The organism is Pseudarthrobacter sp. NPDC092439 (assembly GCF_044754945.1).
In the GTDB taxonomy this organism is placed as follows: Bacteria; Actinomycetota; Actinomycetes; order Actinomycetales; family Micrococcaceae; genus Arthrobacter.
The window spans coordinates 169114-193902 of sequence record NZ_JBIVQB010000001.1 but is presented as its reverse complement, the minus strand read 5'-3'; the positions used below and the strand labels follow the sequence as shown (position 1 = coordinate 193902).

Here is a 24789-nt window from a genome sequence, read left to right as displayed (position 1 = left end):
GCCGGTGGCAATTAGTTGCCGGTCAGCTTCTCGCGCAGCGCGGCGAGGGCCTCGTCGGATGCAAGCGTGCCTGCACCGGCGTTGGACTCGGCAGCGGGCTCCGAAGAGTAGCTGGTGGCGCCGGAGTCGCTGTCACCGGAGGTGGCAGCAGCGGCGTCGTCAGCAGCGTGCTGGGCAACCTGCTTCTTGTGGGCTTCCCAACGGGTCTGGGCGTCAGCGTACTGCTGCTCCCAGGCGGCGCGCTGGTTCTCGTAGCCTTCAAGCCACTCGTTGGACTCGGGATCGAAGCCCTCGGGGTACTTGTAGTTGCCCTCTTCGTCGTACTCTGCGGCCATGCCGTACAGAGCGGGATCGAATTCGGTGCTGTCGGCGTCGACGCCCTCGTTGGCCTGCTTGAGGGACAGCGAGATGCGGCGGCGTTCCAGGTCGATGTCGATGACCTTGACGAACAGCTCGTCGCCAACGGAGACAACCTGCTCGGCCAGCTCCACGTGGCGGACAGCCAGCTCGGAGATGTGCACGAGGCCTTCGATGCCGTCCTCGACACGGACGAACGCACCGAACGGAACCAGCTTGGTGACCTTACCCGGAACAACCTGGCCGAGGGCGTGGGTGCGGGCGAAGGTCTGCCACGGGTCTTCCTGCGTAGCCTTGAGCGACAGGGAGACGCGCTCGCGGTCCAGGTCGACCTCGAGAACCTCGACGGTGACTTCCTGGCCAACTTCGACAACCTCGGACGGGTGGTCGATGTGCTTCCAGGACAGCTCGGAAACGTGGACGAGGCCGTCTACGCCGCCCAGGTCCACGAAGGCACCGAAGTTGACGATGGAGGAAACAACGCCGGGACGGACCTGGCCCTTTTCCAGCTTGTTGAGGAAGGTGGAGCGGACCTCGGACTGGGTCTGCTCGAGCCATGCACGGCGGGACAGAACAACGTTGTTGCGGTTCTTGTCCAGCTCGATGATCTTGGCTTCGATCTGCTGGCCGATGTACGGAGCCAGGTCGCGCACACGGCGCATCTCGACGAGGGATGCGGGCAGGAAGCCGCGCAGGCCGATGTCGAGGATAAGACCACCCTTGACAACCTCGATGACGGTACCGGTGACGACGCCGTCTTCTTCCTTGACCTTCTCGATGTCGCCCCAGGCACGCTCGTACTGAGCACGCTTCTTGGAGAGGATCAGGCGGCCTTCTTTGTCTTCCTTGGTGAGCACCAGGGCCTCGACCTGATCGCCGACGGAGACAACGTCTCCGGGGTCAACGTCGTGCTTGATGGAAAGCTCGCGGGAGGGGATGACACCTTCGGTCTTGTAACCGATGTCGAGCAGGACTTCATCGCGGTCGACCTTGACGACGGTGCCTTCAACGAGGTCTCCGTCGTTGAAGTACTTGATGGTGGCGTCGACAGCTGCGAGGAAGTCCTCAGCGGTACCGATGTCGTTGATCGCGACTACGGGGGTACCGGGCTTCTCGGTGGAGGTGATGGTCATGTAGTAGGGGCTCCGTTGTGGATAGTTAGTCGGTCAGGCAAACCGGCGCGCCCGCGTCATGGAACGCAGGCGCGATTCGCGGTGAATCCGACGGATCCTCCGGGTCATCCTGATTTTGTGGATTTTACAAAGAGCGCGCGTAGTGCACGCCCGTTCATTCTAGTCGCTGCGCACAACACGGGTCAAAAGCGAAAGGGCTCAGAAGTGCGTCAGGCAGTGGGCGGGGCGTTCGACGGCGAACATGGCGGCGGCGCGGGCGGCGGCTCCGGGTGCGCCTTCCCGGATCCGCCCGGCGGCCGTGAGTGTCACCGGGTGCACGGCGCCGAGGTAGACCGACGAGAGCGCGGAGATATCCAACTCAAGGTCGGCTTCGTGACCGGGTGAAACGCGTTCGACGGTGGCTTCCCCGCCCTGGACGTTCAGCTCGAACGTTCCGTCGTCGAGGCCAAGAGGGTCGGCCACCTTGAGCAGGAGGCGGCCGTCTGCGGAAAATTTCCGGGCTTCGAGGGCTTTCCCCACGTCCAGGATGCGCAGCCACAGCATGTCCCTGGGCGTTGAGGCATCCACGCAGCGGGAATCCGCCAGCGCCCAGGGCAGGGGGTCGTCCACCGGCGCCTCCTCCCACGTGATCCGCTCCACGAGGTCAATCGCGGCAAGGTACTGCCACAATTCCAGGTAAGCGTCCCGGGTTGCAGCCACCAGGTCCACGATTTCCATGGTGTAGGGCTCCTTGTCCCAGCCGCAGAACCGGTAGGACACATAGCCGTCCACTCCGCCGTCGGGCCCGTAATGCAAGGCAGCCCGGACCTTCGGGTCCCCGTCTTCGCCTTCCCGGCGGACGGAGCCGGAGACAAACTGGCGGTAAAACTCGTGCCGCCCGATGGAACCCGGGGTCAGGCGGTGAACACGCTCAAATATCTGCGGCGCGAGCTCCAGCAGCACTTTGGGGTCGGCTACTTCCACGGTGCCCATCGGCGCGTGGTCGAGGGCGAACCGGGCACGGGTGTCCACCTTGATGGACTGCTCGGACGTGGCCGCGCCGAACCCGAAGCGCCCGTAGATGGAGGCCTCGGACGCGGTGAGGGCCGCCATGGCCAGCCCCTGTTCCTGGGCCAGCGCCAGTTCCCCGATCATCATGCGGCGCAGCAGGCCACGGCGGCGGTGCGGTGTCCGCACGGTCACGGCCGTTACCAGGCGGGTTTCGAGGAGCCTGCCGAAGCCCACGTTGAGCGTCTTGTCCATGGTGCCGAAGGTGGCCACGGGCACGTCCGGCCCCAGGGCATGGGCCGGCGCCGGCCCTGTCCGGTAAGCACCCGTGAGAATCCGCCGGTCCACAAGATGCATCTCCAGGCCCCGGTCCACGCGGGCGTCCGTACGGCGCTCGTCATGGAAACCGAACGCGACAGCCTGCATCCACGCAGCCGCGGCGGCATAGCCGGGACTGCCCTTGGTTGCCGGTTCGAACCGCCGGATTTCGTAGTCCACCCCTGGATCTCCCACGCCCCGAGCCTAGCCACGGATCCGCGGAAGGGCCAGCGTCGGGTCAGTGGCCGGCGTCGTACCAGCTGGGACCGACGCCGATCTGCACCTCGAGCGGTACCCGCAGGTCCGCCGCCGCAGCCATCTGTTCCGTGACCAGCCGCTCCACGGCATCCCGTTCGCCGGGGGCCACTTCCAGCACCAGTTCGTCATGGACCTGCAGCAGCATCCGGGACTTGAGCCCCTGCGCGTGCAGTTCGGCGTGGACGCCCAGCATGGCGCGTTTGATGATGTCCGCCGCGGATCCCTGGATGGGACTGTTCAGGGCGATGCGCTCGGCGTTCTCCCGCAGCTGGCGGTCCGTGCTGGTCAGGTCAGGGAGGTAGCGGCGGCGGCCTTCGATGGTGGCCGTGTATCCGTCGATCCGCGCCTGGTCCACCACGCCGCGCAGGTAATCGCGGACGGCGCCAAACCGGTCGAAGTAGTCCTTCATGAGGGTGCGGGCCTCGTCCACCGAGATTTCCAGCTGCTTGGACAGGCCGAAAGACGTCAGCCCGTATGCCAGTCCGTAGGACATCGCCTTGACCTTCGAGCGCATGGCGCTGGTGACCTGGTCCGTGGGCACGTGGAAGATGTTGGAGCCGACGAACCGGTGCAGGTCCTCGCCGTCCCTGTACGCCTGGATCAGCCCTTCGTCCCCGGACAGATGGGCCATGATCCGCATTTCGATCTGTGAGTAGTCCGCGGAGAGCAGGCACTCATAACCCTCGCTGACCACGAAGATGCCGCGGACCCGCCTGCCCTCCTCGCTGCGGATGGGGATGTTCTGCAGGTTGGGGTTGTTGGAGGAGATCCGGCCGGTGGCGGCCACGTTCTGGGCGTAGGTGGTGTGGATCCGACCGTCCTCGGCCACGGACTTCTTCAGTGACTCCACCATCTGGCGCAGCTTGGCGGCCTCGCGGTGCGCCATGAGCTGGACCAGGAACTCGTGCCCGGTCTTTTCCAGGAGGTTCTTCAGGGAGGCGGCGTCCGTGGTGTAGCCGGACTTGATCTTTTTGGTCTTGGGCAGCTGGAGTTCGTCGAACAGGACGGCCTGCAGCTGCTTGGGCGAACCCAGGTTCACCTCGTGGCCGATCGCGGCGAACGCCTGTTCCTGGGCATGGTCGATCACCCGCGACAGGTCAGCGAGCTGTTCGTCCATCCGGGCCATGTCGATGCCGATACCCGCCAGCTCCATGTCCGCCAGCACGCGGCTGACCGGCAGTTCCAGCGTGGAGAGCAGTTCCTCGGCGCGCCGTTCCTTCAGTTCCGCTTCGAAGTAGCGGCTCAGCGAGAGTACGACGGCGGCTGCCTGGACCAGCGCGTCCGCGGCGGCGGCATCGTCCCCGTCAAAGGACAGTTCCAACTGGCCCGCCTTTGCCGTTGCGGACGGGATGCCGACGTTCAGGTGGTGCTGGGCAAGTTCCGCGAGCTCGTACGTCCGGCGGTCCGGCTGGATCAGGTATCCGGAGATGGAGGTGTCATCCACAACGCCTTCGAGTTCCAGGCCGCGGGCAGTAAGTGCCTTCAGTGCGGCCTTGAATCCGTGCATGACCTTGGGAGCCTCCGGATCCCGGAGCCAGGCTGCCAGCACACTTTCGGTCTCCGCGTCCTGGGCCGCCAGGTCCAGGTACACCGCCGCGTCGGGGCGGACGATGGCCACTGCGGCGGCGTCCTCGCCGATCCGGCCGGGGACCAGGTCAACGGCCAGGGCTGAGCGTTGCCCTGTGCCCGCCGCCAGGAATGCCTGAAGCTCAGCGGCGGAAGCCGGGGTGGCGTACGCGGGCGTGTCGATGGATTCGCGCTCAGCCGCAGGCGCGGTGTCGTCGCCGTAAAGGGCGAAAAGCCTGCTGCGGATCGTCTTGAATTCCAGCTGATCGAACAGGTCTTCCAGGGCTGCCTGGTCCGGGCGGGGCTGGTAAAGGTCTTCGAGGGTGACCGGCAGTTCAAGGTCCGTGTGCAGCTGGTTCAGCCGGCGGTTGCGCTTGACGTTCTCCACGTTCTCGCGGAGGGCATCGCCCACTTTCCCGCCAATGGCATCGAGGTTTTCCAGCACCCCTTCCAGCCCGCCGTAAAGATTGATCCATTTGGCGGCGGTCTTGGGGCCCACGCCGGGCACGCCGGGGAGGTTGTCCGCCGTCTCCCCCACCAGGGCGGCAAGGTCCGAGTAGTGGTTGGGTCCCACGAAGTATTTGGCGTGGATGGCGGCGGCGTCCATGCGCGGAATGTCGCTGACGCCCTTCTTGGGGTACAGCACGAACACGTTGTCGGTGATGAGCTGGAAGGCGTCCCGGTCGCCGGAAACCAGCAACACTTCGAAGCCGGCCTTTTCACCCATTGCCGCGAGGGTGGCCAGGATGTCGTCCGCCTCGTAGCCCGGCATTTTGATGGTCTTGATGCCCCAGGCCTCCATGACCTGGGCGATGAGGTCGATCTGCCCGCTCATCTCGCGCGGGGTTTCGTTCCGGCCGCCCTTGTACTCGCTGTAGTCGGCCTTGCGGTGCGTAGTCTCATCCGAGACGTCGAATGCCACCGCGATGTGGGTGGGCTGCTGTTCCTTGATCAGGTTGATCAGCATCGAGGTGAAACCGTGGATGGCGTTGGTGTGCTGGCCGTTCGAGGTGGAGAACTTTTCTGCCGGAAGGGCGAAGAATGCCCGGAACGCCATGGAGTGGCCGTCCAGGACCAGGAGCCGCGGCTGGCCCGTCATCGGGACCACGGGGGCGTCGGTCGCTGAAACCGGAGTTCCCTGCGAAGCAGGCTCTTCCTGAAGGGTCTGGGAGGGGAAGGGGGCCGGTTTGGTTGTTTCACTCACAGGTGCCAGCCTAGTTGCCATGATGGACAATTTCACGCCCGGCCCCTTCGCGGCAGAGCTGGCCGCCGCCGGCGTTCCCGAGCACCTGCACGGCTGGCTGGGACGCTACGGCATCGGCCCGCTGGTGGTGAAGATGGGTATCCGCTTCGTGGAAATGGACCCCGAACTTTCCGTGGCCACCATGCCGGTAGAGGGCAACACCCAGGTGGCAGGAATCCTGCACGGCGGCGCCCACGTGGTGCTGGCCGAAACGCTCGGTTCCTTCGCCTCCGCCATGCACGCCGGTCCGGACCGCCACGCCGTCGGCATCGAGGTCAACGCAACGCACCACCGCTCCATCTCCACGGGCACCGTCACCGGCACGTGCAGGGCCATCCACCTGGGCCGCACCCTGGCCACGCACGAGATAGTGGTGACGGACAGCGCCGGCAGGCGGCTCTCGACGGCGCGGATCACCAACCTGCTGCGGGACAATCCAACGGGTGAACGTAGGCCCACCGGTCAGCGACCGGCCGGTTAGCCCGCCCGCAGGCGGTACCGCAACTCCACCACGCCCCTGCCCATGGTGCGTGAGGCAGCCAGCTCAAGCGGCGGCGTCGGGCCCGCCATGGGCAGGAGGCGCTTGCCCTCGCCCAGTACCACAGGAACCAGGGACACGATCAGCTCATCAAGCAGGCCGGCCTCGGCAAACTGCGCAGCGAGGTTCCCGCCGCCCATGACCCACACGTTCCGCCCGCGTGCGTCCTGCTTCAGGTCATCCACGAATTCGCGGACGTCACCGCGCACGAAGGTGATGTTCGAATCCGGCGGGGCGGCATGCTCGTGCCGGGTGAAGACGTAGCAGGGAATGCCGGGATACGGCCAAACCTCCGGGCCGTGCTTCCGCAGCCAGGTATAGGTGCTCCGCCCCATGGCGAGGCAGCCGACGCCGGCCATGAAGGAGTCGTAACTTTCCTGGCCGCCGTCGAATCCGTCGAACTGCAGGAGCCAGTCCAGCCCGTCGTCGGGCGTGGCGATGAACCCGTCGAGGGATGCGCCCACGAAGTACTGGATGGTTGTCACGGGGGTCAGGACGCGCCCGCGGAGGCCTGCCCGTTGTTGACATTGACCAGCCACGCGATGCCGAACCGGTCCGTGCACATGCCGAAAATGTCGCCCCAGGGGGCGCGCTCCATGGGGACCGTGACCGAGCCGCCGTCCGCGCAGAGTTTCTCGTAGTAGCCGCGCAGTTCCACTTCGTCGTCGCCGCTGAGCGAGATGGAAATTGCTGACCCCGGCGTGTGTTCCATGCTGTTGGGCGTGTCAGCGCCCATCAGCACCATGCCCTGGGTGGTGGTCAGCATGCTGTGCATCACCTTGTCCGCCTCGGCCGGGTCCTTGCTGGCCTGGAAATCCGCAAAGGTACTCACCGTCAGCTCTCCGCCGAACACGGACTGGTAAAACGTCATCGCCTCCCGCGCGTTGTCGCGAAAGCCGAGGTAAGGGTTCAGTGTGGTGGGCATGCGGATCTCCTTGATCTGGAAACGGGTGCTGCACTGATGGAACCAGACAACATCCTGCCCCATCATGCACGCGGTGGGTAGGGGCGGGCTGCGCTTCAGGGGGCGGGAGACGTAGGCTCTGTCCATGGCCAGATACTTTGACGTTCACCCCCAGGACCCGCAGCCTCGCGCCATCGCGCAGGCCGTCCAGATAGTGCGCGACGGCGGACTGATCGCCTACCCCACGGATTCCTGCTATGCGCTGGGCGCACAAATGGGCAACAAGGATGCGCTGGACCGCATCCGGGCCATCCGGCAACTGGATGACAAGCACCACTTCACACTTGTGTGCCGGGATTTCGCACAGCTGGGCCAGTTCGTCAACATCGGCAACGACGTGTTCCGCAGCATCAAGTCCGTCACCCCGGGCAGCTACACCTTCATCCTGCCGGCCACCCGCGAAGTGCCCAAGCGGCTGCTGCATCCGAAGAAGAAGACGGTGGGCGTCCGGATTCCTGACAACCGGGTGGTGCAGGCGCTGCTGGCCGAACTGGGCGAACCGCTGCTCTCCAGCACCCTGCTGCTGCCGGACGAGGAGGATCCACTGACGCAGGGCTGGGAAATCAAGGAACGCCTGGACCACGTGGTGGACGCCGTCATCGACGCCGGCGACTGCGGAGCCGAACCCACCACGGTGGTGGACTTCTCCAGCGGTGTGGCAGATGTGGTGCGCCGTGGCACGGGAGATCCGTCCAGGTTCGAGTGAGGTCCTGCTAGTCCTGCTTCCTGGCCCGGCTGGGCTGGACCCGGGGCGGCTCCCCGGGCATCTTGGGATAGTCCGGCGGGAAAGGCAGTTCGCCCAGCCCGCTGCTGCTGTCGCGTTCCCACCATTCGAGCAGCGTGTCGATCCTGCCCGGTTTATCGCCGAAGCCGGCCCAGGGGTCCCCCACGGTCCTTAGCCGCCCGGGGACGGTCTGCACCGTGAAATCGCGGGGGTCCGCGTCCGGCAGTTCCTCCCACGTAATTGGGCAGGACACCGGAGCGTGCGGCAGGGCACGGGGACTGTAGGCGCCGGCAATGGTGCGGTCACGGTTCGCCTGGTTGTAGTCCAGGAACACCTTGGTGCCGCGTTCTTCCTTCCACCAGGCCGTGGTGACCTTCTCCGGCATCCGCCGCTCCACTTCGCGGGCAGCGGCGATGACGGCGTGCCGGACGTCCAGGAACTCCCGGTCGGGCCGGATGGGCGCGTAGACGTGCAGGCCGCGGTTCCCTGAGGTCTTGATGAAAGCGGTGAGCCCGGCCTCCGCCAGGACATCCTTCAGGACCAGGGCTGCGGGGACTGCCTCTTCGAATCCGGTGCCGGGCTGGGGATCGAGGTCGATCCGCAGCTGGTCCGGATTGTCCGTGTTGTCGGCGCGGGACGGCCACGGATGGAACACGATGGTGTTCATCTGGACAGCCCAGACCGCGGCGGCCGGTTCGTCCATGACCAGCTGCGGATGCGACCGGCCGCTGGGGTACACCACCTTGACCGACCGGATGAACTCCGGTGCACCCTTGGGCGGGTTCTTGGAAAAGAACTGCTCGCCGTCCACATTGTCGGAGAACCGCTGCAGCGAGACCGGCCGGCCGCCGTTGGCCGCGATGAAGGCTTCGCCGACGTCACTTACGTACCGGGCCAGGTCAAGCTTGGTGATGCCAAGCTCCGGCCAGAGGACCCGGGCCGGGCTTGAAATGCGTACCTCGCGCTCCCCATTGGGGCCCGGAACGGTGATGGTGGTCTGTTCGCTCGCCATGGGGACAACGTACACCCCGCCCCGTCCGGCATGATGGAGGCATGCCCCTGACCGAACTGCACATCCCGCTGCCGGCGGGCGAGGCAACAGTGTCCGTTGCCTACGAGCGCCCCGCGGCGCCGACGGCCACCCTCGTTGTGGCCCACGGTGCCGGAGCCGGCATGGACCATCCTTTCCTGGCCGGATTCACGGCAGGGCTCAACGATCTGGGCCTGGCAACCCTGCGGTTCAACTTTCCGTACCGCGAAGCAGGGCGGCGCTTCCCGGACCGCCCGCCCGCAGCCGTTGCAACCTGGCGTGCGGTGATGGCCGCGGCGGCGAAGGAGGCAGAGCAGCACGGCGACACCGGACCGGTGTGGGCAGCAGGCAAATCGTTCGGCGGGCGGATGGCCTCCATGGCGGTGGCCGAAGGGATGCCCGCCGCGGGGCTGGTGTATCTGGGTTACCCGCTGCACGCCCCCGGCAAGCCCGGGAAGCTGCGGGACGAACACCTGTACGGGCTCACGCTGCCCATGCTCTTCCTCCAGGGCACCCGGGATACCTTTGCCACCCCGCAGATCCTCGAGGACGTTGTCTCACGGATCGGGACCAGCGCCGTCCTGCAGTGGATCGACGGCGGCGACCACTCCTTTGCGGCAGCCGGCCGGAAACGGCCGGCCGAAGAAATTGGCGCGTCCCTGGCTGCGCCGGTGGCGGAGTTCATCGCCCGTCCAGCCTGAGCCGGGCGCACCGTGCCAGGGGTCAGGCTGCGCCGTCGTACCACCAGCCTTCCCAGGCGGCCGAGGTGATCCGCCCTTCGGCAGAGCCGGCCTGTCCACTGCCGGCCGGCTGATCGTCCCGCCCTGCCCCGGCGTCCGTCAGGAAGTTGCTGCTGTTCAAGAGAAACATTCCGTTGTCCTTCCATGTTGGGTCCGGACGGCAACGTCCGGGTGCCAACGAGCGTAACGGGGGCATGTTTCAACGCATCGATTGCAGGTTTCGGCTGTGTATCGAAGACTTCACCCCGCGCTGGCCGGCGGGACAGGAGGCACCCGTGGGCGGGGAGGAGGACCAGGCTATCTCCGCCGGTTTGTCCGGGCCGTTGCGGGCGCGGACCACGGATCCTCGGGCCACGGATGCCGCGGATAGCGCCCCCGCATCTCGGCGCGGACCTGGGCGTAGGGGCCGGACCAGAAGGACGGCAGGTCGTCGGTGACCGCCAGCGGCCGCCGCGCGGGCGACAGGAGATGGAACAGGACAGGCACCTTCCCTCCCGCGACCCTCGGCGTCTCCGCCAGGCCAAAGCATTCCTGCAGCTTGACGGCCACCACGGGACGGGCGTCCAGGTCCCCCGCCTCGGGGTAGTCCACGCGGATCCGTGAGCCGCTGGGGACGGTGAGCCACTCGGGGGCGAGCTGGTCCAACGCGGCGGCCTCAGGCCACGGCAGCAGCCGGCGGAGCGGGTCAGTCAGGTCAACGGATCCGAAAGCCGCACCGCCGCCCAGTGCTTCGAGTTCCGGCCCCAGCCAGGCATCGGGATCCGCCAGCAGGGCCTCGTCCGAGACGACCGGCCACGGCTTCCCCAGTTCGCGGCGCAGCAAGGCGAGCCGGCGGCGAAGGGCCGCTGCCGCCGTCGACCATTCCAGTGACCCCAGGCCGTCCCGCCTCAGCAGCCGGGCCACTGCGGCACGCCCCTGCTCCGGCGAGGGGCGGACCGGCGTGGACGCCAGCACGATGGCGCCAAGGCGCCTGATCCGGCGGGCGGCAACCTTGCCCTGGACCACTTCCGCTTCCACCTCTTCGGACAACAGATGCGCAGCGCAGGACTCGGCGGCATCCGCACCGAGGGGTGCCGCCGCGCGGATCACGGCGCCTGTACCTGCCGCGTCCCGTCCCTCTGCCCGGGCTACCTCTGCAACGGCCAGCCACTCGTGCCCGGCAAGGCTGCTGCCGGCCGGCAGCCCCGCGCGCGTGCCGGAGGACAGCAGGTACCGTTCGGGCCCGTCGCCCGGCACCCGGCGCGCGACGCGGTCCGGGTAGGCAAGCGCGACGACGGCACCCACCAGGGCGGCGGTGTCACCGGAGGCTCCGGTCCCCCGACGCTCCCCCGCCCGCCGCGCCACTTCGCGGAGGCGGCGCGCTTCATCTGCCCACCTGCGGCCTTCTGGTCCGTTGTCGGAACGAAGCCGGCTCAGCAGCCTGACCAGGTCGGCCCCGGCCGCCCTGTGGTCCCCGGCCACGACAGCAACAACCTCCGCTGCCAGGGCACCTGCCACGGGCGTGCCATCCAAGAGGGCACGGGCGAGTCTGGGGTCGGCGGGGATGCCGGCCAGGAGCCTGCCGTGGGCGGTGGCATGCCCGCCGGCGTCCACGGCGCCGAGTTCCCGGAGCAGCTCCATGGCCTCGTCCATCGCGGGTCCCGGCGGCGGATCCGGCAGCGCGAGTCCGTCACCGCGCGGGGAGCCCCAGCATGCCAGCACGAGGGCGGCCCCCGCCAGGTCCGCAGTCGCGATTTCGGGCGTGACGTGGGCGGGAGCCGCGCCGAACGCCTGGTCGCTGTAGCAGCGCACCACGGTGCCCGGACCCTGCCGCGCCGCACGGCCGGCCCGTTGCACTGCGGATGCCTGCGAGCAGGAGACGGTCACCAGCCCGCTCATGCCGCGGGCCGCATCCCGGCGGGGCTCGCGGGTGAGGCCGGAGTCCACCACCAGCCGGACTCCGGGGACGGTCAGCGAGGATTCCGCCAGGTCCGTGGACACGATGATCCGGGGCCGGCCGCCGGGCGTCCGGCCGGAAACCGCCCGGTCCTGTTCTGCGGCGCCCGCCTGCCCGTGGAGTTCCAGGATGTCCGTGGTGCCGCCCGTTCTTCCGCGGAGCGCCGAGGCCACGTGTGCCACCTCCCGCGCGCCGGGCAGGAAGACCAGCGCGTCGGTGCTGCCGTCGGCCGCCAGCGCCTGCGCGTGGGCGTCCGCGGCGGTGGCGGCCAGGTGGTCCAGGAACGCGCGCGCCACGCCGCGGCCGTCCAGCCGTGGACCGGGTGCAGGACGCCAGCGGGTTTCCAGGTGGTGCAGGACGGAAGGGCAGCCGACGACTGGGACCGGGGCGCCGCCGTCGTCCCCTGCCAGGAGCGCGGCGAACCGGCCGGCGTCCAGGGTGGCGGACATGGCGACGACGGCGAGGTCGCCGCGGAGGGCGCGGACCTCGGCCACCATGCCGATCAGGAGATCAGTGTCCAGGCCGCGTTCGTGGACTTCATCCAGGACCACGGCACCTACGCCGTCCAGGCCGGGATCCGCCAGGAGCCGGCGAAGCAGGATGCCGGGGGTGATGAACTCGACCCGGGTTTGGGGACCTGCATTGCGCTCGCCGCGCACCGCGTAGCCGACTCGGCTGCCGAGGGTACTGCCGTCCAGGGCGGCGAGCCGCCGGGCCGCCGACCGTGCTGCCACGCGCCGCGGTTGGGTGACCACCACCCGCGTGTCCGGCGACAGGTTAGCCAGGAGCGGCGGGATCAGGGTGGTCTTTCCGGTCCCGGGCGGGGCCTGGACCACAGCGGCGGCGCCGGTTCCGTCCCCCTCTCCCGCCGCCAGCGCGGAAGCCAACGCAGGCAGGGAACCGGCGAAGGCGAGTCCCGAGCCGATGGTGTCGAGGTCAAAGGGAGCCGCGCCCCGGGCTGGGCTGTCCTGGCGCACGGGAGTCATCCGTCCATTCTGCCTGCCCGGGACGCAGTCAGGGCTTTCCGGCGCCCTTCGCCTTGCCCTTGGGTTCCTGGGCATCGGCAGGGGGCCCCGGCTTGGCTGCCGGGTTCGGTGCCGGTTCCTGCACCACTACCGGCTGTTCAGGAACCGGAGCCGGTGCCGGGGGTGCTGTGGCGGGCGTCGGAGTGGGGGTGGGAGACACGGCTGCGACGGCGGCCTTGGCGGCGGCAGCTCCGGCGTCGGCCTCCCGCATCAGGTCCGCCCGAACAGCCTCAAGCGCCGCGTCGATGCCCTTGAAGCGGGCATCCGAAATGAGCCCGGAACTGGCGGCCTCGTCAAGGTCGCGCTCGAGCGCAGCCAGGGCGTCCAGGGCGCCGTCTATCCGGTTCTCGGCGGCTGCCTGGGTGAGGGCAAGGACGCGGATCTGGAGACCGCGAAGGGCCGTATCGTTCGGTTCAGCGTTGCGCAGCGCCGGAATGGCTGCCATGGCGATGGCGGCCGCTGCGAGAAGGGCGAGAAAGGCGAGGGCGGCCCGCCGGCCGCCCGGCGCCAACACCCGGCCGGCAGGCCGTGGCACAACTGCAGGAGCGCTGTCCTGGTCCATGGGCGTCCCCCTGCGTCCGTAAGTTTCCCCGTGCCGGCCACTCAGCCACCACGGTATTGATCAGCAAGCTTACTACCTATTGCTCCAACCGCGACAGGGCTGCAATCAGGCGCCCCGCCGAACCGCCCAGGTTCCATTCTCCAGCAAGGCGTTCAAGTTCCCGCAGGCGGTCCGCCGGAAGGGGCTTGAGTGCCGCGCCGGCGTCCTCCAGGCCGGGCAGTGGCACGTCCCGGGCCAGCCGGACGACGGCGGGTGCCGCCTTCAGGTACCCGGCCGCGGCAGCCAGCCGGGCCCGCACGGGAGCCGCAACCGGACTTGCCGGCGCGGCGGCCGCTTCCAACAGCCGCTCGACCGTGCCGTAGCGAAGCAGCAGCGACGCCGCGGTTTTCTCGCCGATTCCGGCCACGCCGGGCAGCCCGTCCGAGGCGTCGCCGCGCAGGGTAGCGAAGTCGGCATACTGGCGGGGCAGCACCCGGTACTTTTCCACGACGGACAGCTCGGTCATGACCTCCAGGTTCTTCATGCCGCGCGCCGTGTAAAGGACGCGGACCTGCCGCTCGTCATCGCAAAGCTGAAACAGGTCGCGGTCCCCCGTGACCACGTCCACCGGCATTTCCGCGTGGCTGGCATAGGTGCCGGCGACGTCGTCCGCCTCGAACCCGGGCGCGCCCACAACGGCGATTCCTGCCGCGCCAAGCACGGTGCGGATCATGGGCAGCTGCTGTTCCAGCTGCGCCGGGACAATTTCAAGATCCGGCTCATTTGGCCGGGCCCGGGCCACCCGGTGGGCCTTGTAGGACGGGATCAGGTTGACGCGCCACTGCGGTCTCCAGTCGTCATCCCAGCACGCCACCAGGTGGTTTGGCCGGAAATCGGCCACCAGCCGGGCGATCATGTCGAGGAGGCCCCGGACGGCGTTCACGGGAGTTCCGTCGGAGCGCCGCAGCGTGTCCGGCAGGCCATGGAAGGCACGGAAGTACAGTGACGCGGTGTCCAGAAGCATCAGGCGGTCAGGCATACCTGATCCTGCCACGGATCAGACTCGGAAAGAGCGCACCGTGAAGCCGGTTGCAGGAGCCGCAGCCCGCCTGGCAGCCTGGACACGCAGGTGCGGTCTTTGGTCCCTACCGGGAGCCCGTTCCGAAGGGAAGAATGGACTGCATGCCCATCAGGGCCGTGCACACGGTGTGCATGGACCGGCAGGAAGAACGGGAGCACCACGTGCACAGGCAGGATGCGGGACAGGCCGGACCGGCAGGACAGCAAGGGGGCATCCGGGTGTTCATCCTCGATGACCACGAGCTCGTCCGGCAGGGACTGAAGGACCTCCTCGAAGGGGAGGAATTCACTGTGATAGGCGAAAGCGGTTCCGCCGCCGAAGCCACGCGCCGCATCCCGGCCCTCCAGCCCGACATCGCGGTCCTTGACGGGCGCCTGCCGGACGGCACCGGCATCGAGGTCTGCCGCGATGTCCGGTCCCTGGATCCAAGTCTCCGCTGCCTGATCCTGACCAGTTACGACGACGAACAGGCCCTCCGCGGCGCGGTCCTGGCCGGCGCATCCGGCTACATCCTCAAACAGATCCGGAGCGACGCGCTCCTGGACGGCATCCGGCGGGCAGCCGCCGGCGAATCGCTCTTCGCCCCGGGCGTCGAGCAACAGATTATCGACGGGCTCACCGAGGCTCCATCCGATCCACGACTCGAGGCCCTCAGCGCCCAGGAAAAGAAGGTGCTGGCGCTCATCGGCCGCGGACTGACCAACCGCCAGATCGGCGAAGAGCTGTTCCTTGCCGAAAAAACCGTCAAGAACTATGTGTCCTCCATCCTGGCCAAGCTCGGCTTCGAGCGCCGCACCCAGGCGGCCGTTTACGTCACCAGGACCAGCGGATAGGGCAGGACCGGACCGCAGGTCAGCTGACGGGAGCGGACCAACGGATCCGCGTCCCGGCTCCGGGCGTGCTGTCGATGGTGCATGATCCCCCCAGCAGCGCCGCCCGGCTGCGCATGTTGGCCAGGCCGCTTTCGCCTTCCGGCGGGTCGAAGCCCTTTCCGTTATCTTCCACCACCAGGTCCACGCCGCCGCCGCCGGCGGTGAGCGAAACGGAGATTGCGTCCGCCTCGGAGTGCCGCAGTGCGTTGCTGAGCCCTTCCGAGAGCACGGACAGAAGATGGCCGGCCACGTCCTCCGGCACTGAGCTGTCCACCGGACCGGCGAAGGCCACCTGGGGCCGGACGGCTTGCCCGCGCGAGCCCTCCTGGACAACGCGGAGGACGCGGCGGGTCAGGGGCTCCCGCTCCACCTCACCGGTGCGCAGCGAATAGATGGTGTCGCGGAGTTCCCGAATGGTGTCATCAAGTTCGCCGGTGACGGCGGCGATCCGTTCATGCGCCACCGGATCGGCGGTGTAGCGGCGCAGGCTCTGGATGCTCAGCCCGGCCGCAAACAGCCGCTGGATCACCAGGTCGTGAAGATCCCGGGCAATGCGTTCCCGGTCCGTGAACAGGAGGTTCTGCTCGCGGAGCGCATTCACATGAGCCAGGTCAAGGGCAACACCGATCCTGCTGCCGAAAAGGGAACTGGAGTCGATGTCCGCCTGGTTGAAGCTGGCGGCGCCTTTGGGCCGGGCCAGGAGCAGCACCCCGTTGTTTGTTCCCCGGTGGCCCAGACCACAGACCAGCACGGGCCCCAGCTTTTCCGCGGCACCCTCGCCGAAAACCATGCGGGGATCCCGGACCAGCCGCGACTCCCCCGTCGCCATGACGGTTTCCACTACATCCGGGGATCCGATTTCCTGCCCGGACTGCATCCCCTGCTCGCCGAGCGCGGAGCGGCAGCGAAGTACGCCGTCGGACCCGGCGACGGCGATCACCGCAAGTGCCGAGGCTGAGACCTTCAGGGCCGCTTCCGCCACCTGGTCCAGCGTGCGTGCGTCTGCCGGGGCGCCGGCGGTGATCAGCCGGTTGCTGAGCTCCATGCCCGCTTCCAGCCACCGCTGCCGCCGGCCACTGTCTTCGAAGAGCCGGGCATTCTGGATGGCCACGCCGGCGGCAGCTGCGAGCGCCACGGCAAGGTCCTCGTCCTCGGGGCTGAAATCCTGCCCGCCGCTCTTCTCCGTGAGGTAGAGGTTGCCGAACACGGCGTCCCGTACCCGCACCGGGACACCCAGGAACGAATTCATGGGCGGGTGGTTGGCCGGGAAGCCCGAAGCCATGGGATGGGCCCCGAGGTCATGAAGCCGGAGGGGCCGGGGTTCGCGGATCAGATGGCCCAGGACACCGTGTCCTGTAGGGAAGTCCCCGATGGAACGGATACCGTCCTCGTCGATGCCGACGGTGATGAAGTGGCTGAGCTTCCGGTCCTCCCCGATCACGCCCAACGCACCGTACTTGGCGCCCACCAGCACACAGGCGGACTGGACCACGCGGTCCAGCACTGCCTCCAGGCTGAGGTCCTCGGCCAGCGAAACCACGGCGGCGAGCAGGCCGTTGATCCGTTCCTGGGAATCCAGGAGCTCATCTGCCCTGGCCACGAATTCGCGCAGGAGGTCTTCGGCCTTCCTGGTCATGGGAGAACTCCATGGCAGTTCGTTGCCCACACCTGACCTCCTGTTGCCGCCATCCAGCGGAGCCCGAACGATCCTCTCTGATGAGTCTAGGAGAGACGCAGCCGCCCGGCATACTGCCATGCGGGTCTTTGGGCCCTGTTTCCGGACAGCGCTCCCCCGTAGGCTCGCGGCATGAGCAATAAGAACTTGGTTCCCGAAGCGGAAATCCTGGACCCGGACGAGTGCTGGAAACTCTTGGCGGAAGCCAAGGTTGGCCGCCTGGCGGTGCTTGCCGATGGACATCCGGACGTCTTTCCCGTGAACTTCACAGTGGACGGCCGCACGCTCGTGTTCCGTACCGGCGCCGGCACCAAGCAGCAGGCCTTAACCGCGGACAGCGTGGTGGCACTGGAGGCGGACGCCCTCAGCGCCGAATTTGGGCTCGCGTGGAGCGTTGTGGTCAAGGGCAGGGCGGAAGACACCCTCTCCACCGGCGAGGAACTCAACCAGATCCGCCGCGGGCTGTTCCCCTGGCAGGGTGTGGGCCAGGAGCACTTGATCCGCATCACCCCCGATTCAATCACCGGACGGCGTTTCAACCTGACCGCCCCGATGGCCTGGCACACATCGCTCGATGACGTGACCCGGGCCGGATTCGAATAGGCCGCCATGGGTAGCGGACAGCCGTTCCAGCGCATCCTGGTGGGCGTGGACGGATCTGATGCCTCCCTTGAGGCCTTGCGGCAGGGCCACATGCTGGCTGCCGCCTTGCAGGCGGAGGTGGACGCCACCGCATACTGGGACTACCCGCAGGCGTACGCCGGCTACGTAGCCGTGGGCTTCGAAGAATTCGAGGAGGAGGCGCGGGCTGTCCTCCGGAAGGCGATGGCCGCTGCGTTTGACGGGGACACGCCGTCGAATGTTCATCCGCACCTGGTGCGTGGGCACCCGCGCGACGCATTGATCGAAGCGAGCCGCCACGCAGACCTGGTGGTAGTGGGCAAGCGGGGCCACGGCGGCTTTGGCGGCATGCTGCTGGGTTCGGTCACATCTGCCCTGGTGGCGCACGCCCACTGCCCGGTGCTGGTGGTCCATACCCCGGAAACAAGCCCGCACGGGTAGGCCCGCATCTGCCGACGCCCTGAAGGCGGCTAAGGAGGACGCAGGGATGGAACCGGAGTTCTGCGGTTGAGCGACTTCAATGGCAACGAGGCGGCCCACCACGGCCTGCCGGCGCACGAAGTGCTGCTGTTGCTGGAGACCGATGCCGAAAGCGGACTGGACCACGCAGCGGTCACCGCCCGGCGGGCCCGGTTCGGCGCCAACGTGCTGCCTCCGGTGGACGATGGCGGGCTGCTGCGGAAAATCCTCCGCCAGTTCAATAACCCGCTCATCTACGTCCTGCTGGCAGCAGCCGCGGTCACGATGGTCCTGGGCGAGTACCTGGATTCGGGCGTCATCCTGGCCGTGGTGCTCATCAATACCCTGGTGGGACTGGTCCAGGAGGTCCGGGCGGAAGCCGCCCTCGATGCCCTGGCGTCCCTGGTCCACACGCCGGCCACCGTCATCCGGTCCGGGGACCGAATGGAAGTCCCCTCCGGGGACCTGGTACCCGGTGACCTGGTGCTGGTGGAGGCGGGCGACAAGATCCCGGCGGACCTGAGGCTGGTGCGGCTGGCGGGGCTGAAGGTGGACGAATCCGCCCTTACCGGGGAATCCGAACCCGTGGCCAAGGATCCTGTGACCCTGCCGCCCGGCACCCCGGTGGCTGACCGCCGGAATATGGCCTACAGCGGCACCCTGGTCACGGCCGGTACCGGCGCGGGCGTTGCCGTGGCCACCGGAGGGGAGACGGAGCTCGGCGAAATCCACCGGCTCATGGGTTCGGTGAAGTCCCTGGCCACGCCCCTGACCCAAAAACTCGCCCGGTTCAGCATGACCCTCACGGTCGCAATCCTGGCGCTCGCCGCCGTCGCGTTCGTCGCCGGCGTGGCGCGGGGGCAGCCTGCCGCACTCACGTTCACGGCCGCCGTCGCGCTCGCCGTGGGCGCCATCCCGGAAGGCCTGCCGGCCGCAGTGACTGTAACCCTGGCCATCGGAGTACGGCGCATGGCCCGGCGCCGCGCCGTGGTGCGGCGCCTTCCGGTCGTTGAAACGCTGGGCAGCACCACGGTGATCTGCTCGGACAAGACCGGAACGTTCACCGAAAACCAGATGACAGTCCGGCGGCTGTGGACCCCGGCCGGAAGCTATGAGGTCACCGGCTCCGGCTACGGACCCGAGGGCGCGGTGTGTCCCGCCGCCGGGCCGGACGACGCTGCACAGCGTGGGGTGCGTGACGAGGCACTGCGCTGGTCCCTGCTGGCCGGTGCCGTATGCAACGATTCCGCCGTGGTGCACGAGGATGGCGCCTGGGCTGCCAAGGGCGACCCCACGGAGGCCGCCATGCTCGTGGCCGCGGGCAAGGGCGGCGTGGACGGCCCGGCGTTCCTGGCGGAGGCACCGCGGACAGCGACGCTGGCATTCACCTCCGAGCGGCAGTACATGGCCACTGTCCACTGCGGAGCGCCGGACGGCGGAGCCACCGTCCTGGCCAAGGGCTCACTGGAAAGGATCCTGGACTTATGCGGCAGCCAGCTGGACGCCGGCGGCCGGCAGGTAGCCCTCCAGCGCACGGAGGTCCTTGCCGAGGCCCACCGGCTCGCCGGGACCGGACTAAGGGTCCTGGCTACCGCGGCGGCGCTGCTGCCGGACGGCCCACCCGGCCCGCTGACGGATGGACATCTTCGGGGGCGGCTGTCGCTGACCGGGCTGCAGGCCATGCACGACCCGCCGCGCCAGGCGGCCGCCACTGCAGTGGCCGCCTGCCACCAGGCCGGCATCGCGGTGAAGATGATTACCGGCGACCATCTGCGCACGGCGGTGTCCGTCGCCGCAGCCGTAGGCCTGACAGCCTCCCGCGACGACGGCACCGCCCTCACCGGCGCCGACATCGAGTCGCTGTCCCCCGCAGCGCTCCCTGCAGCGGTTGAAAAGGCCAGCGTGTTCGCCCGCGTCTCGCCGGAGCAAAAGCTACGGCTGATCGGGGCGCTGCAGGGGCGCGGCCATGTGGCCGCCATGACGGGCGACGGCGTCAATGACGCTCCCGCGCTCCGGCAGGCCGACGTGGGAATCGCCATGGGACGATCCGGGACGGAGGTGGCGAAGGAGGCGGCCGACATCGTCCTGACCGATGACGACTTCGCCACCATCGAAGCGGCGGTGGAAGAGGGGCGCAACGTCTTCGACAACCTCACCAAGTTCATCATCTGGACGCTGCCCACGAACATGGGCGAAGGCCTGGTGATCCTGGCAGCGATCCTCCTGGGCTCCACCCTGCCGATCCTGCCCACACAGATTCTGTGGATTAACATGACCACCGCCGTGGCCCTGGGCCTGATGCTCGCTTTCGAGCCGAAGGAACCCGGGCTGATGTCCAGGCCGCCGCGGAACCCGGCCAGGCCGCTCCTGACATGGGCGCTGACCCTCCGCGTCCTGCTGGTCTCCGCCTTGCTGGTGGGCGGCACCTGGTGGATCTTCGGACTGGAGGTGGCCGCCGGGGCTTCCGTGGCCGAGGCCCGGACTGCCGCCGTCAACCTCTTCGTCGCGGTTGAGTTGTTCTACCTGTTCAGCTGCCGTTCCTTCACCCGGTCCGCCTGGCGCATCGGTTTCTTCAGCAACCGCTGGATCGTCCTGGGCGTCCTGGCCCAGGCCGCCGGGCAGGTCGCCATTACCTATTCGCCCGCGATGAACGGTCTCTTCCACACGGCGCCCATCAGCGCTGAGTCGTGGCTGCGGATCCTGGGCATTGCCGTGCTGGCGTCCGTAGTGGTCGGGGTGGAGAAGCTGCTCCGGCGCAACCGCTTTTAGCAGGCATTTGGCTTCGCCCCCTGCCCGCAGGTTCCCCCGGACGCCTGCGGATCCGCGGGACCTTTGCCCCTGCCCGGCCGCCCCCCTGACGGCAATAGTGGAAGTACACACGGCGGGCAGCGGGCCCGTCCCCGATGGGCGGAGGTCCCGAAATGATGTACGGCTGGAGCGGCGATATGGGCATATGGGGCTACGTCATGATGACCATCAGCATGCTCATCTTCTGGGGTGCGATCATCGCCGGCGTTGTCCTGCTGGCACGCTCACTGCGCTCGCCGGGCCACCAGAACTACCAGGCCCCGCCGTCACGCAGCGCCGAGGACCTGCTGGCGGAACGCTTCGCGCGCGGCGAGATCGACGAGTCCGAGTACCACACCCGGCTGGCGGTGCTGCGCGGCCGGTAGCTGTGCCCAGGCAATAGGTTGGTTGCGCCTGCTGGTGGGCGGTGTGCCTCCGGGGCGGCGGCACTCCCGCCCGGCGCGGGATGGCAATAAGAGGGGCTTCAGATAGTGCTTGTTGTCCGGCCCGGCCGGGGCTACGATATGCGCGGGGGTTGACTGTTCCTCGCCACGGATTTCACTCAGAGCGGTCCGCGGGACCCGGCCACAGGCCGGGCCGGCGCCTATGCGCGCCATAACGTGCAGGCGCACCTGTTGCGTTTGCGCCCGGACCCCGTCCCCGGCCGATCCACATCCCTGATGCCGATTCGCTCCGCGGCACCCGCTTCCTGGCGCACCGTACACAGTTGCACCTATTACGCTGGCTGGGCAGTATCCGCCGGACACTGGGGGTCCGATGAAAAGCTCCTCCCGGACTCTGGAAGTGAACCATGCAAACAAAAATTCGGGCACAGATCGGCGTGGCCGTGGCTGTCCTGGCACTTGCCCTCAGCGGCGCCCCCGCCTCCCAGGCGAACCTGGCCGGGAGCGGCTTCGACACCGGTGATGGAAACCTCGTGGTCAATGACGAGGCCATGGACTGGGCCAACGCCGGCATTGACTGTTCCACCACCACCGGCGGCTGTGGCATCGACCTGCCCACCGGGCAGGGCGACAATTCGTTCGGCAACGGCACGAAAGAGGACGATCCGGTACCCACCGTGGTGAACGGTTCCATCCCCAACAATAAGAGCGACCTGCTCCGGTTCTACACCAAGATGACCCAGGAAAACTCAAAGGATTTCCTGTACCTTGCCTGGGAGCGCGTCCAGGAACCCAACGGCACCACCAACATGGACTTCGAGTTCAACCAGTCGAAGGTGACATCCGGCAACGGCGTCACCCCTGTCCGGACGGCCGGTGACATCCTGGTCAAGTACGACCTCTCCCAGGGCGGCGTCAATCCCGACCTCGGCTACCACGAGTGGATCACCGCGGGGGACCCCCGCACGGATTGCGAGGCTTCGAACACCCTCCCCTGCTGGGGCACGGTGAATGCGCTGGGCGGATACTTTGAGGGATCCATCAACACGGTCGAGGTGGTGGACCCGATCGCTCCGAACGAACCGCGGACCTTGAGCGTGCGCACGTTCGGTGAAGCTGCCATCAACCTGACGGATTCAGGCATCATTCCCGCCAACACGTGCCTCCCGTTCGCGTCCGCGTACCTGAAGAGCCGTTCCTCCGATTCGTTCACGTCTGCGGTCAAGGACTTCATCGCCCCCATCAGCGCCGGGGCGTCCCGCTGCGGAACCATCAACGTCACCAAGGTGGATGACGACAGTCCCGTCTCCGCACTCCAGGGAGCAGTCTTCACGCTCTTCAAGGACGCCGCGCCTGTAGGGACAGCGATGGGTGCCGAAGACACGGCGGTGACTCCGGCCACCACCTGCACCACCAGCGCCGCGGGCACCTGCTCCTTCACCAATGTCCCCATCGGCAATTACTGGGTAGTGGAAACCACCACGCCTGCGGGCCATGACACGGCCGCACCCCAGCAGGCTGTGGTCGGGGCCGGCGGGACGGTTGCGCTGACCTTCGTCAACCCCCGAGACTTCAAGGTGATCGTGCTTGTCTGCAGCGAAGCCACGAACTCGCTCTATCCGAGCCAGGTCACACTGGACGGCAGCACACCGGCGAAGACCTCGCTGGGCGCTGCGCCGACCGGCATGACCGCAGCGCAGCTCTGCGGCCTGGGCGGGGCGGCGTTCGATGACCAGAGCCACGGCAGCCACACCGCCGGGGTGACCATCCCGCAGTAGGCGGGCAGGTTCCAGCAGCCCTGACACAGCGGAGCGTACGACGGCGGGACCTCCCGCCGTCGTACGCTTGCTTCTGCACTTTGCCCGCCTCTGCAGTGGCACTGAACCCTGCGAAACCGCCTCCGGGAGGAGCCCGCCATGACCGTCCCCGCGGACATCGAGACGCCCGAAATCCTCATCGACCGGGACGTGCTGGCCCGCAACATCGTCCGGATGGCGGAGGCGGTGGGCGGGAAGGGCCTGCAGCTTCGGCCGCACGCCAAGACCCATAAGATGCTCGAAATCGCCCGGCTGCAGCTGGGTGCGGGTGCCGTGGGCCTGACGGTGGCCACCCTTGGCGAAGCGGAAGTGTTCGCCGCGGACGGCGTGCAGGACATCTTCATCGCCTATCCCCTGTGGATCCGGCCGGCCCAGGCGGAGCGGCTGCGGCGGCTGGCGGCCTCAGCCAGGATTTCGGTAGGGGTCGACTCCGCAGAGGGGGCAGCGGCCATGGGCGCGGCGCTTGGCGATGCGGCCGGCTTGGTGGCGGTGATGCTGGAAATCGACAGCGGCCACCACCGCAGCGGCCTGCTGCCGGAGGGCGCCGTGTCCGCGGCCCGGGCAGCGGCGGCCGCCGGGCTCCGCGTGGCCGGAGTTTTCACGTTCCCCGGCCACAGCTATGCCCCGGGGATGGCTCCCGCCGCGGCGGAACAGGAAGCGTCCGCCCTCGCCCGCGCCGCCGCCCTGCTGGAGGCCGCCGGCTTCCGGATCTCCCGCCGCAGCGGCGGATCCACTCCCACTGCGATGCTGACCGGCCCCGCCGAGGCGACCGAAGTACGGCCCGGTGTCTACGTCTTTGGCGACGCCCAGCAGCTGGAACTGGGGCGCTGCACACCCGAGGACATCGCCCTGACCGTGGCCGCCACCGTCGTCAGCCGGCACGACGGCGGAGGGGCAGCGCCGCGCCGGATCATCCTGGACTCCGGCAGCAAGATCCTGGGCGGGGACCGTCCCGCCTGGGCCACGGGCTTCGGGCGGATCCTCGACTGCCCGGATGCCCGCATTACCGCGCTCTCAGAGCATCACGCAACGGTGCAGTGGCCGGCAGAAGTGGAGCTGCCTGCCCTGGGCGAAAGGCTCCGGGTGGTTCCCAACCATGTCTGCGTGGCCGTGAACCTGGTGGACGGGGTGGCCGTGGTCCGCGGCGGAACTGTGGTGGACCGCTGGCGGGTCGCCGCCCGGGGGCTCAACAGGTAGCGCCCGGGCGGGGCAGCCGTACGCCTTGTCCGGTCAGTACCCGCCCTTGATCACAAAGTATGAACCGCGGATCACTCCGGCGAGCCTGGACTTCTGCCGGGCGAACTTGAAACCGGCAGCGGCCAGCTCTTCAGGGACCTCCATGCCCTCGGAGAGCTTGAATCCCACTGCCCGCTTCCCGCCCTCAGTGATGCTGTACATGACGTTGATGGACAGCCCGGACTCATAGAACACGTAGTCCATCCGCAGGCCGTCCACTTCGAAGGTGCTGGCTTCCAGGGGCCGGGAGCTGATGGCGATGTCCCGCTCCTCCCTGAGGATCCGTGCCACCCGCTCCACCGTCCCGGGAACCTCGGCCGCGGGGCTGACGGCGAAGTCGTGGTTGTACTTGTTCTTGTAGTAGCGGGACTCGTTGGCGCGCAGCCCGGCGAGGGCGTCCGCCACCGGCGATGACTCCAGCCCGGTGGTGGAAACGTCCCTGAAGTCGACAACGTACGGCATGGGTCCTCCCGGATG

General features: G+C 68.1%; 22 protein-coding genes. 10 read left to right on the top strand and 12 right to left on the bottom strand.

What is annotated here, in order from left to right; all coding sequences use genetic code 11:
• Positions 1–11: 11 nt before the first annotated feature.
• The 3 genes from rpsA to polA all read right to left on the bottom strand — a co-directional run bounded on the left by rpsA (position 12) and on the right by polA (position 5676).
• Positions 12–1490: a 30S ribosomal protein S1 gene (gene rpsA, locus ACIQCM_RS00900; protein WP_400603952.1), complete on the bottom strand. Its 1479-nt coding sequence runs from the start codon at positions 1488–1490 to the stop codon at positions 12–14.
• Between the two features lie 198 nt (positions 1491–1688).
• Positions 1689–2990 (bottom strand): GNAT family N-acetyltransferase, encoded by a 1302-nt coding sequence (locus ACIQCM_RS00895; protein ID WP_400603954.1) that lies wholly within the window; start codon positions 2988–2990, stop codon positions 1689–1691.
• Positions 2991–3033: 43 nt separating this feature from the next.
• A complete protein-coding gene (gene polA / locus ACIQCM_RS00890) occupies positions 3034–5676 on the bottom strand; it encodes a DNA polymerase I (protein WP_400604301.1) in 2643 nt (880 codons plus the stop codon).
• A gap of 166 nt (positions 5677–5842) precedes the next feature.
• Here polA and ACIQCM_RS00885 point away from each other — a divergent pair, with 166 nt between their 5' ends.
• Positions 5843–6343 carry a hotdog fold thioesterase gene (locus ACIQCM_RS00885; RefSeq protein WP_400603956.1) on the top strand — a complete coding sequence of 167 codons (501 nt, stop codon included), beginning with the start codon at positions 5843–5845 and terminating at the stop codon, positions 6341–6343.
• On the opposite strand, the gene ACIQCM_RS00880 is transcribed toward ACIQCM_RS00885, so the two are convergent.
• Together ACIQCM_RS00880 and ACIQCM_RS00875 are read right to left on the bottom strand one after the other, a co-directional pair.
• Entirely contained in the window at positions 6340–6885 is a 546-nt protein-coding gene (locus ACIQCM_RS00880; protein ID WP_400603958.1) for a dihydrofolate reductase family protein, read from the bottom strand. The genes ACIQCM_RS00885 and ACIQCM_RS00880 overlap by 4 nt on opposite strands.
• A 5-nt stretch (positions 6886–6890) precedes the next feature.
• Positions 6891–7325: a VOC family protein gene (locus ACIQCM_RS00875; protein WP_400603959.1), complete on the bottom strand. Its 435-nt coding sequence runs from the start codon at positions 7323–7325 to the stop codon at positions 6891–6893.
• Between the two features lie 124 nt (positions 7326–7449).
• On the opposite strand from ACIQCM_RS00875, the gene ACIQCM_RS00870 reads away from it, so the two are divergent.
• Positions 7450–8070, top strand: coding sequence for an L-threonylcarbamoyladenylate synthase (locus ACIQCM_RS00870; protein ID WP_400603961.1), 621 nt, complete (start codon positions 7450–7452; stop codon positions 8068–8070).
• Positions 8071–8077: 7 nt separating this feature from the next.
• Here ACIQCM_RS00870 and ligD read toward each other — a convergent pair whose 3' ends face one another.
• Positions 8078–9100 (bottom strand): non-homologous end-joining DNA ligase, encoded by a 1023-nt coding sequence (ligD, locus tag ACIQCM_RS00865; RefSeq protein WP_400603963.1) that lies wholly within the window; start codon positions 9098–9100, stop codon positions 8078–8080.
• 41 nt (positions 9101–9141) lie between these two features.
• Between ligD and ACIQCM_RS00860 the strand changes: the two genes are divergently transcribed.
• Positions 9142–9819, top strand: a complete 678-nt coding sequence (locus tag ACIQCM_RS00860) for an alpha/beta family hydrolase (protein WP_400603965.1) — start codon at positions 9142–9144, stop codon at positions 9817–9819.
• 22 nt (positions 9820–9841) lie between these two features.
• Here the strand turns inward: ACIQCM_RS00860 and ACIQCM_RS00855 are convergent, their stop codons facing one another.
• The 4 genes from ACIQCM_RS00855 to ACIQCM_RS00840 all read right to left on the bottom strand — a co-directional run bounded on the left by ACIQCM_RS00855 (position 9842) and on the right by ACIQCM_RS00840 (position 14399).
• Positions 9842–9988, bottom strand: coding sequence for a hypothetical protein (locus ACIQCM_RS00855; RefSeq protein ID WP_400603966.1), 147 nt, complete (start codon positions 9986–9988; stop codon positions 9842–9844).
• A gap of 167 nt (positions 9989–10155) precedes the next feature.
• Positions 10156–12780, bottom strand: a complete 2625-nt coding sequence (hrpB, locus tag ACIQCM_RS00850; RefSeq protein WP_400603967.1) for an ATP-dependent helicase HrpB — start codon at positions 12778–12780, stop codon at positions 10156–10158.
• A 28-nt stretch (positions 12781–12808) separates the two neighbouring features.
• Positions 12809–13381, bottom strand: coding sequence for a hypothetical protein (locus ACIQCM_RS00845; protein ID WP_400603968.1), 573 nt, complete (start codon positions 13379–13381; stop codon positions 12809–12811).
• A 76-nt stretch (positions 13382–13457) separates the two neighbouring features.
• Positions 13458–14399 (bottom strand): 5'-3' exonuclease H3TH domain-containing protein, encoded by a 942-nt coding sequence (locus ACIQCM_RS00840; protein ID WP_400603970.1) that lies wholly within the window; start codon positions 14397–14399, stop codon positions 13458–13460.
• 260 nt (positions 14400–14659) lie between these two features.
• Here ACIQCM_RS00840 and ACIQCM_RS00835 point away from each other — a divergent pair, with 260 nt between their 5' ends.
• Positions 14660–15274, top strand: coding sequence for a response regulator (locus ACIQCM_RS00835; protein WP_400604303.1), 615 nt, complete (start codon positions 14660–14662; stop codon positions 15272–15274).
• 19 nt (positions 15275–15293) lie between these two features.
• Here the strand turns inward: ACIQCM_RS00835 and ACIQCM_RS00830 are convergent, their stop codons facing one another.
• On the bottom strand, positions 15294–16949 hold the full coding sequence (locus tag ACIQCM_RS00830; protein WP_400603972.1) for a GAF domain-containing sensor histidine kinase: 1656 nt from the start codon (positions 16947–16949) through the stop codon (positions 15294–15296).
• Between the two features lie 171 nt (positions 16950–17120).
• On the opposite strand from ACIQCM_RS00830, the gene ACIQCM_RS00825 reads away from it, so the two are divergent.
• The 6 genes from ACIQCM_RS00825 (at position 17121) to ACIQCM_RS00800 (ending at position 24273) form a co-directional block, all read left to right on the top strand.
• Entirely contained in the window at positions 17121–17591 is a 471-nt protein-coding gene (locus ACIQCM_RS00825) for a pyridoxamine 5'-phosphate oxidase family protein (protein WP_400603974.1), read from the top strand.
• Between the two features lie 6 nt (positions 17592–17597).
• Positions 17598–18050 (top strand): universal stress protein, encoded by a 453-nt coding sequence (locus tag ACIQCM_RS00820; RefSeq protein WP_400603976.1) that lies wholly within the window; start codon positions 17598–17600, stop codon positions 18048–18050.
• A gap of 66 nt (positions 18051–18116) precedes the next feature.
• The gene (locus ACIQCM_RS00815; RefSeq protein ID WP_400603978.1) at positions 18117–20837 is read left to right on the top strand and encodes an HAD-IC family P-type ATPase; all 2721 of its coding nucleotides are present in this window, start codon (positions 18117–18119) and stop codon (positions 20835–20837) included.
• A 152-nt stretch (positions 20838–20989) separates the two neighbouring features.
• The gene (locus ACIQCM_RS00810) at positions 20990–21241 is read left to right on the top strand and encodes an SHOCT domain-containing protein (RefSeq protein ID WP_400603980.1); all 252 of its coding nucleotides are present in this window, start codon (positions 20990–20992) and stop codon (positions 21239–21241) included.
• Positions 21242–21666: 425 nt separating this feature from the next.
• Positions 21667–23037: a prealbumin-like fold domain-containing protein gene (locus tag ACIQCM_RS00805; RefSeq protein ID WP_400603981.1), complete on the top strand. Its 1371-nt coding sequence runs from the start codon at positions 21667–21669 to the stop codon at positions 23035–23037.
• 138 nt (positions 23038–23175) lie between these two features.
• Positions 23176–24273: an alanine racemase gene (locus ACIQCM_RS00800; RefSeq protein WP_400603983.1), complete on the top strand. Its 1098-nt coding sequence runs from the start codon at positions 23176–23178 to the stop codon at positions 24271–24273.
• Positions 24274–24306: 33 nt separating this feature from the next.
• On the opposite strand, the gene ACIQCM_RS00795 is transcribed toward ACIQCM_RS00800, so the two are convergent.
• The gene (locus ACIQCM_RS00795) at positions 24307–24774 is read right to left on the bottom strand and encodes a phage tail protein (RefSeq protein WP_400603985.1); all 468 of its coding nucleotides are present in this window, start codon (positions 24772–24774) and stop codon (positions 24307–24309) included.
• Between the last annotated feature and the right edge of the window lie 15 nt (positions 24775–24789).